This is a genomic window from Thermovirga sp. (genome assembly GCA_012523215.1).
Lineage (GTDB): Bacteria > Synergistota > Synergistia > Synergistales > Thermovirgaceae > 58-81.
Genome location: JAAYIZ010000043.1, coordinates 1 through 7,029, shown reverse-complemented (window position 1 = coordinate 7,029; position 7,029 = coordinate 1). Strand labels below are relative to the sequence as shown.

At 58.2% G+C, this 7,029-nt stretch carries 6 protein-coding genes and 1 tRNA gene; 6 read left to right on the top strand and 1 reads right to left on the bottom strand.

From position 1 onward, the window contains the following. The first annotated feature begins 190 nt into the window (after positions 1-190). From GX108_01505 to GX108_01495, 3 genes are all read left to right on the top strand, one after another. Positions 191-277 (top strand) — tRNA-Leu (locus tag GX108_01505). A 184-nt stretch (positions 278-461) separates the two neighbouring features. After that, positions 462-1,130 carry a lytic transglycosylase domain-containing protein gene (locus GX108_01500; GenBank protein NLO55721.1) on the top strand — a complete coding sequence of 223 codons (669 nt, stop codon included), beginning with the start codon at positions 462-464 and terminating at the stop codon, positions 1,128-1,130. Next, positions 1,127-2,257 carry a nitronate monooxygenase gene (locus tag GX108_01495; protein NLO55720.1) on the top strand — a complete coding sequence of 377 codons (1,131 nt, stop codon included), beginning with the start codon at positions 1,127-1,129 and terminating at the stop codon, positions 2,255-2,257. The genes GX108_01500 and GX108_01495 overlap by 4 nt, the downstream gene beginning before the upstream one ends. Before the next feature lie 30 nt (positions 2,258-2,287). Here the strand turns inward: GX108_01495 and pepF are convergent, their stop codons facing one another. Beyond that, the gene (pepF, locus tag GX108_01490) at positions 2,288-4,120 is read right to left on the bottom strand and encodes an oligoendopeptidase F (GenBank protein NLO55719.1); all 1,833 of its coding nucleotides are present in this window, start codon (positions 4,118-4,120) and stop codon (positions 2,288-2,290) included. A gap of 274 nt (positions 4,121-4,394) precedes the next feature. Here pepF and GX108_01485 point away from each other — a divergent pair, with 274 nt between their 5' ends. The 3 genes from GX108_01485 to GX108_01475 all read left to right on the top strand — a co-directional run. Then, positions 4,395-5,045, top strand: coding sequence for a ZIP family metal transporter (locus GX108_01485; protein ID NLO55718.1), 651 nt, complete (start codon positions 4,395-4,397; stop codon positions 5,043-5,045). Between the two features lie 46 nt (positions 5,046-5,091). After that, the gene (locus GX108_01480; GenBank protein ID NLO55717.1) at positions 5,092-5,442 is read left to right on the top strand and encodes a hypothetical protein; all 351 of its coding nucleotides are present in this window, start codon (positions 5,092-5,094) and stop codon (positions 5,440-5,442) included. Between the two features lie 187 nt (positions 5,443-5,629). Continuing rightward, positions 5,630-7,029 (top strand): DegV family EDD domain-containing protein (locus GX108_01475; protein NLO55716.1); only part of this gene is annotated, 1,400 nt, incomplete at its 3' end.

Genomic DNA, 7,029 nt, shown 5'->3' with positions numbered 1-7,029 from the left:
GCGCCTGCTTGATGGACAACCTGATGTCACCCTCGTTCTTCATGGGATACATTCTCTATCAAAACCCAGGGGGGGTGACATTTTCCCTGTCCCCTTAAGGGGTGACATTATCGCTGTCCGGCGACACCCTCTCCAGTTTTCCTTGACGCGTCTCTTAGTCTTGAATATAATGCGTTCGCAACTTGAAGGCGCGGGGGTGGCGGAACAGGTAGACGCGCTAGGTTGAGGGCCTAGTGGCTTTCGGGCTGTGGGAGTTCAAGTCTCCCCCTCCGCACCACCTCACAATTTACGGCCGCCCCGTGAAGGGACGGCCGTTTCTGTTTCCCCACCGGGTGATGCCGGATGGCTTTCCAGGGTACGTTCCCGCAAGGTTGCGGTTCCGGCCCGGTTAGTATATCTTCTTTTCATCGTTCCTCCGGGGTTGCTCCAAGTTCAAGCGAAAAGGGAAAGGCGGGGGATAGATGGGAACGAATGTCCGACCGATTTCGCTGCTGGTTTTTCTGGCGTTGACCTTGAACTTTGCCTCAACGGCGCCTGGTCCGGCTTCAGCGGAGGGAGAGAGGTACGACCGACTCGAGTTGCCCGAACCGACTCCCCAGGCTGATGAAGTGATGTTGCCGTGTCTCGAGACGGAGGTCATAGTGTCGGCCTTTACTCGGGCTAACAAGAGTCTCGACAAGTCGACGGCCGCGAAATACGCTTCCCATGTGCTTGAGGCCGCCGGGGAGTTCGGCGTGGATCCCTTCATGGTTGCCTCGATAATCATCAGGGAATCAACGGTCCGGCAGAACGCTCGCTCGCGCCACGCCTATGGATTGATGCAGGTGAACTGGAAGGCCCACCGAAAGGGGCTGACCAAGGCCTTTCAAGCGATAAATTCCCTTGAAGACCTTTTGCAGCCGCGAAACAACGTCCTTGCCGGCACCTACATATTTTCCTGGTACCTTAAGTCCTGCGGCGGGGATATGGATAAGGCCCTGTTCCGGTACCTTGGCCGTATCGGGAATAAGTACGTCTCCCGGGTCATGTCGGGTTTCCAGGACATGAAGGAGGAGCTGGAAAAATACCGGAAAAAGTATGGGTCCAAACCCAGCAGCGGTACCGTTTCTATGGCCTTTGCTGTAGAATGAACCGGTCGTCTTGTAAAGAATCCAACTTTTTCAAGGGAGCGTTGATATTGGCAAACCCCTTACCGGTTCTAAAGATTGGGAAGCATTCCCCTCGGTATCCACTCATCCAGGGAGGCATGGGAGTACGCATTTCCGGTCCCAGCCTGGCTGGAGCGGTTGCCCGGGCGGGCGGCATCGGTACTATAGCCAGCGTCGGCCTGGCGGTGGCCTCCGAGATCTACGACGGCAGGAACTATTTCGAGGCCAACCAGGTAGTCCTCAGGCAGGATGTGGAGGAAGCCAAGAGGAATTCCAAAGGGGGCATCATCGCCGTCAACGCCATGGTCGCCCTCACTGACTACGATCTCCATGTGAGGTCCGCCTGTGAGGGCGGTGTAGATATTATCATCTCCGGTGCGGGCCTGCCCTTGAAACTCCCCGAACTGACCGCGGCCTTTCCCGATGTGGCCCTCGTTCCCATCGTCAGTTCCGTCAAGGCAGCCAGCTTGATAATCCGACGCTGGGAGAAGCTTTATGGGCGTCTTCCCGATGCCCTGGTAGTTGAGACCCCCCTTTACGCCGGGGGTCACCTCGGCGTGACCAAGATGGAGCAAGTCTTTGACGAGGCCTATTCCCTGGAATCGGTCATACCGGAACTGGTTCGGTATCTCGATGAAGAGTTGGGGGAGGATATCCCCGTCATCGGCGCTGGCGGGATCTGGAACCGCCACGATATGGACGAGGTCTTTGCCTTGGGAGCCAGGGGAGTGCAGATGGGTACCCGCTTCGCCGCCACGGCCGAGGGGGATGCCGATACCAGGTTCAAGCAGGCCCTCATCGACGCTAGCGAGGAAGACGTGGTAATCATCAAGAGCCCCGTGGGGATCCCGGGGCGGGTGCTCCGTTCTCCCTTCATAGAGGAATACCTGGAAGGGACGGTGGAGAGTAAACCCTGTTTTGCCAACTGCCTTTCCCACTGCTCATACCGTACCGAGAGGCAGGCCTTCTGCATAGCCCAGGCCCTGGTAGACGCTTTCCGGGGCAATTGGGAGGAGGGGCTTTTCTTTTGCGGTTCCAACGTGGCGAAGATCACCAGGATCGAAACCGTCGAAGAGATCTTTCATGAACTTTTCGGCCCGGGCGAGTGACGGGGAAAGGTCGCCGGCGCGACTCCCTTTTCAGGCCAGGAGCGTTTCCAGTTCTTCCACGGTGGATCTGAAGAGGTCCACCGTTTTTTTCACCGGTTCCGGGTTGGCCATGTCAACTCCCGCGTCACGAAGGACTTCCATGGCGGACGCCGAGCTGCCCCTTTCCAGGAAACGCATGTACCGGTGCGCCGCGGCGTCACCCTCGAAGAGGATTCCCCTGGAAAGCGCTATCGCCGCCGAGTAACCCGTAGCATACTGGTAAACGTAAAAGGGCGAATAGAAGTGGGGTATGCGCGCCCATTCCATCTCTATCTCACCGTTGAGTTCCACCGCTGGGCCGTAGTACTCGGCGTTGAGATCCCTCCAAAGTCGGCAGAACTCATCGGCCGTCAGGGCCTCGCCCTTTTCGGTCCTTTCATGGATCTCCCGTTCGTATTCGGCGAAGAGGGTCTGGCGAAAAACCGTCGTCCTGATCTGTTCGAGCCTATAGTTGAGGAAGTATATCCTCTCGTCACGATTTGAAGCCAAACCGATAAGGTGATCCAGGAGGAGTGCCTCGTTGGTGGTGGAGGCTACTTCAGCTATGAATATGGAGTGGCCGGAATAGATGTAGGGTTGTTTCCTGTCCGAGAAGTACCTGTGGAGAGCGTGTCCCATCTCGTGGGCCACGGTGAAGACATCCCTCATCTTGCCGTTGTAATTGAGAAGCACGTAGGGATGGACGGGGTAGGCTCCCCAGGAATAGGCTCCTCCCCGTTTTCCCCTGTTCTCGTAGACATCGGCCCATCGATTAGCGAAACCCTCTTCGAGGGCGGCCAGGTAAGCCTCTCCCAGGGGAGCGAGTCCTTCCCGGACCATCCCGATGGCTTCGTGGTAGGGTATCTCACGACGGTACTCGTCGACCAGGGGGACGTAAAGGTCGAACATCCTTACCGGGGAAATGCCCAGGACCCTCCTCCTGAGATCCACGTAGCGGTGGAGGGCATCGAGCCCCTCCCGGACGCCTTCCACCAGAGAGCCGTAAACGGAGATGGGTATGTCGTCCTCGTGCAGGGCCGCCTCGAGGTTTGAGCCGAATCCCCTCACCCGCGAATAGAAGAGCGAAGCCCGCAGCGCTGCGTTAAGAGAAGCCGAAAGGGTGTTCCTGTACTGGCCGTAGACGCCGTAAAGGTTTTTGTAGGCGTCCTCCCTGACCCTCCGGTCGGCGCTCTGGAGGAAAGGGCCGAAACGTTCCTCCGAAAAGGGCACCTCCCTGCCCAGTTCGTCGCGGATCGGTGGGAAAGCTATGTCGGCGTTGGTGAGCATGGAGAAGATATTTTCCGGGGCATGGGCGAGCTCTGCCGAAGCGGCCAGCAGTTCCTCCTCCTTCGGGGACAAAACGTGATCGCGCTTCCGCAGCAACTCCTCAAGGAAGAAGCGGTAAATTTCAAGGCCCTTTTCCTTTTCAAGGTAATGCGAGAGGGTCTCTTCGGGAATCGACAGTATTTCCGGGGTGATGAACGCCCCCGAACGGGATGCCGCCACGGCCAGGGTCGTCGCCCTCGCGGCGAGGGCCTGGCCGTCGTGGTCCCTGGTGTCCTCGTGGCTTTTCATGTGGGCGTAGGCATATACCCTGGAGGTCAATTCTCCCAGCCTGTCACGCAGCATGAGGCACTCCAGCAGTTTCGAGGGTGAGGTCGAGAGGTCGCCCCTGAAAGCCTCGAGAGAGTTCATTAGCGGCCCGGTTTCTTCAAAGGCCTTTTCCCACTCGGCCCTGTCCGCGAAAAGGTCCTCGAGAGCCCACTGGCAGGTTCTATCCAGGGCACTCCTATCGGGTATGGTCCTGCCTGCTCCGGGTCCGTGGTCCTGCGCAAGTATCTTCATTAACTGGCCTCCTCCAGGTGATTCTTCGGGACTATTCGATGCTAGCATAAGAAAAGGAAAATCGCCTCGGGACCGGTGGCAGGATGGAAATCCTAAGCCCCCGCGGGAAATGGCATGTCCGGGGAGCGGAAATGATGCCCCGTTGGGGAAATAGGATCTACAATAGTAAAGGATTGAACCTGGTGCAGGGGGGTTGCGGACATTGCGAGGGACCTTCGCGTGGATAGCCCTTTTCGCTTTTCTGGCTGCTTTCGTAAACTCTCTTGGAATCCTGATGGTCTTCAGGTACAGGGAGCGGGTCGAGAAAATAATGGCCTACCTGATGTGTTTCGCCGCGGGCGTCCTGATATCGACGCCGCTGATGCTGGCGTTGCCCGAGGCCATCCATAGGTACCCCCATGCGGGGTTCCTGGCCCTTGTCGGTTTCCTTTTCATGTTCTTTTCCAACAAGGTGATCAAGCATTTCACCCACGAGGAGGCCCTGGCCTTCGGGATCACCGCCGCCCAGGGCATAGGGATCCATTCCTTCGTGGATGGTCTTGTCTACACGATCACCTTCAAGGTGAGCGTGCTGGTCGGAGTGCTTTCGGCGGGAGGGCTCGTGATCCACGAGTTCGCCGAAGGGGCGATCACCTACCTTGTGCTCATCAAGGGGGGAATGGATAAGAAGGTCGCGATGGTCTACGCCTTCCTGATAGCTTCGCTGACCACTCCCCTCGGAGCCTTTATCGCCTATCCCTTTATCATTCCCCTGGGCGGAGAGGTCCTGGGGATGCTCCTCGGTTTCGTGTCGGGCGTTCTTATCTACGTATCGGCCTCGCACCTGCTCCCCGAGGCGAGGGAGCATGAAAAGCGCCACTCCTTCCTGACTTTCATGGTAGGGGTAGCGCTGGCGTCCTTTATCGTTTTCACCCACGGTCACTGATGGTGATACAAGGCCTACTCCCGTAGGCTGTCGATGGAGGAAAAACATGAGACCAGGGTGGTTCGTGGCAATAGCGGTTGTCCTGTCCCTTGCGTTCCTCTTCGCCGCTGTCGGTGAAACCGTTTTGTCGGCTGAGGCGGACGAGGGTGGGGCCTCTTTGGAGGCCATGGGCGCCTTTGAAAGAGTCCTGGAATACTTCAGCCGTTTCCTAACCGGCACAGAAGAAGGGCCTGATACTCGGGGCGGCGGGGCCGTCTTTTCAAAGAACCCTTACATCTACATTGCCGCTTTCTGGAAAGAAATCCTGAACGCCCCCCGGGAGAGGACCTTTGTCGAAAGGATTATGGCCTTCCTGGACGCGGTCAGGGTGAGGAAACACTCGCCTTCGACTTATTGATCGCGATCCGGGGGGGCAATTAGCCGATAGCGGTCCACGATGTTATTCCCTTCCTTCGAGCCCTCTAGATCGACCCCAGGCGCGCTGGATGCGCTTTCCCGACAGACCTGAAACGTTTTTTCTGGTATTCTTGTCCCGGCGTTATCATGAGAAAATATCCGGAATTTCAAACAGCAAGAGGTGGAGCATGAAAATCAGAACTCTGGACGGACTCCGTCTCCACAGGGGGTTTTCCGCCGGTGCCAACAGCATCAGGGCGAGGCAGGGAGTCCTGAACAGCATGAATGTCTTCCCGGTGCCCGACGGGGATACCGGTACGAACCTGGCCGCAACCGTTCAGTCCGTCTCGGAGGGGACTGTTGCTTGCCGCTCCCTTTCACAGACCAGCGCTTCCATGGCTGATGCGGCGCTCATGGGAGCCCGCGGCAACTCGGGCCTGATCTTCGCCCAGTTCCTCTGGGGGTTTTCTCGAGGGACGGAGGGGCTGGACGAGGTTGATGTGAAGGCCTTCGGGAAGGCCGTTTCGGGGGCGGTTCCCTATGCCAGGGAGGCACTGAGCAATCCTGTCGAGGGAACGATACTGACCGTCATGGAGGACTGGGCTTCCGAGGTTGCCACGCTCTCCAGGCGGTGCGACGATTTCGCCCATATCCTGCCGGGGTCATTGGAAACGGCCCGTAAATCCCTGGGCGAGACGCCGTTGAAATTGCCTATCCTGGCAAAAGCGGGCGTGCTTGACGCCGGCGGCCAGGGTTTTGTCGACTTTCTGGAGGGGATTGTTTCCTTCCTTGAAAACGGCGACCTCAGGGATTTCTCCCCGCTTTCGGTGACCCCCCCGATCCGGCATGGCCACGAAAACTTTCCTAACGGTGAACCATCCTTCAGGTATTGCACCGAGGCGCTCCTCCGGGGATGGGGGAGGGACATCCCGAGCATAAGGGCGGATATGCGCCCCTTCGGCGATTCCCTCATCGTCGGTGGCCACGGGGAGAAGGTGAGGGTTCACATACACACCGACACCCCCGACAAGCTCTTTTTCACGATCAAGAAGCACGGGGCGATCACGCAGCAGAAGGCCGATGATATGAAGCGCCAGGTCGATGTGTGCAGGCACAGGATGCACTCCGTGGCCCTTGTCACCGACTCGACCTGTGATCTGCCCCAGGAATACCTCGACAGGAACCAGATCCACGTTGTGCCGCTTCGCCTCGCCTTCGGGGAAAGCGTCTACATCGACCGGGTGACCCTCTCCTCGGAGCAGTTTTACACCCTGCTCGAGGGGTCCAGGGAAAGCCCCGTCAGTTCCCAGCCCTCCCTGTCCGACTTTGAGAGGACTTACCGTTTTCTCCTGGAGCACTACGACTCCGTCATCGCCATGCATATTTCGTCGAAGTTGAGCGGGACCTGGAACGCCAGCAGGGCGGCGGCGGAGAAGGTGGGGGGCAATATCACCGTCATCGATTCCAAGACGTCTTCAGCCCCGCTGGGGCTTCTCGTCATGAGGGCAGTCGAGGCCCTGGATGAAGGGAAGGGTCATGATGAGATCGTTTCGCTGGTCGAGAAGAGCATCGCCGGCACGAAGATCTT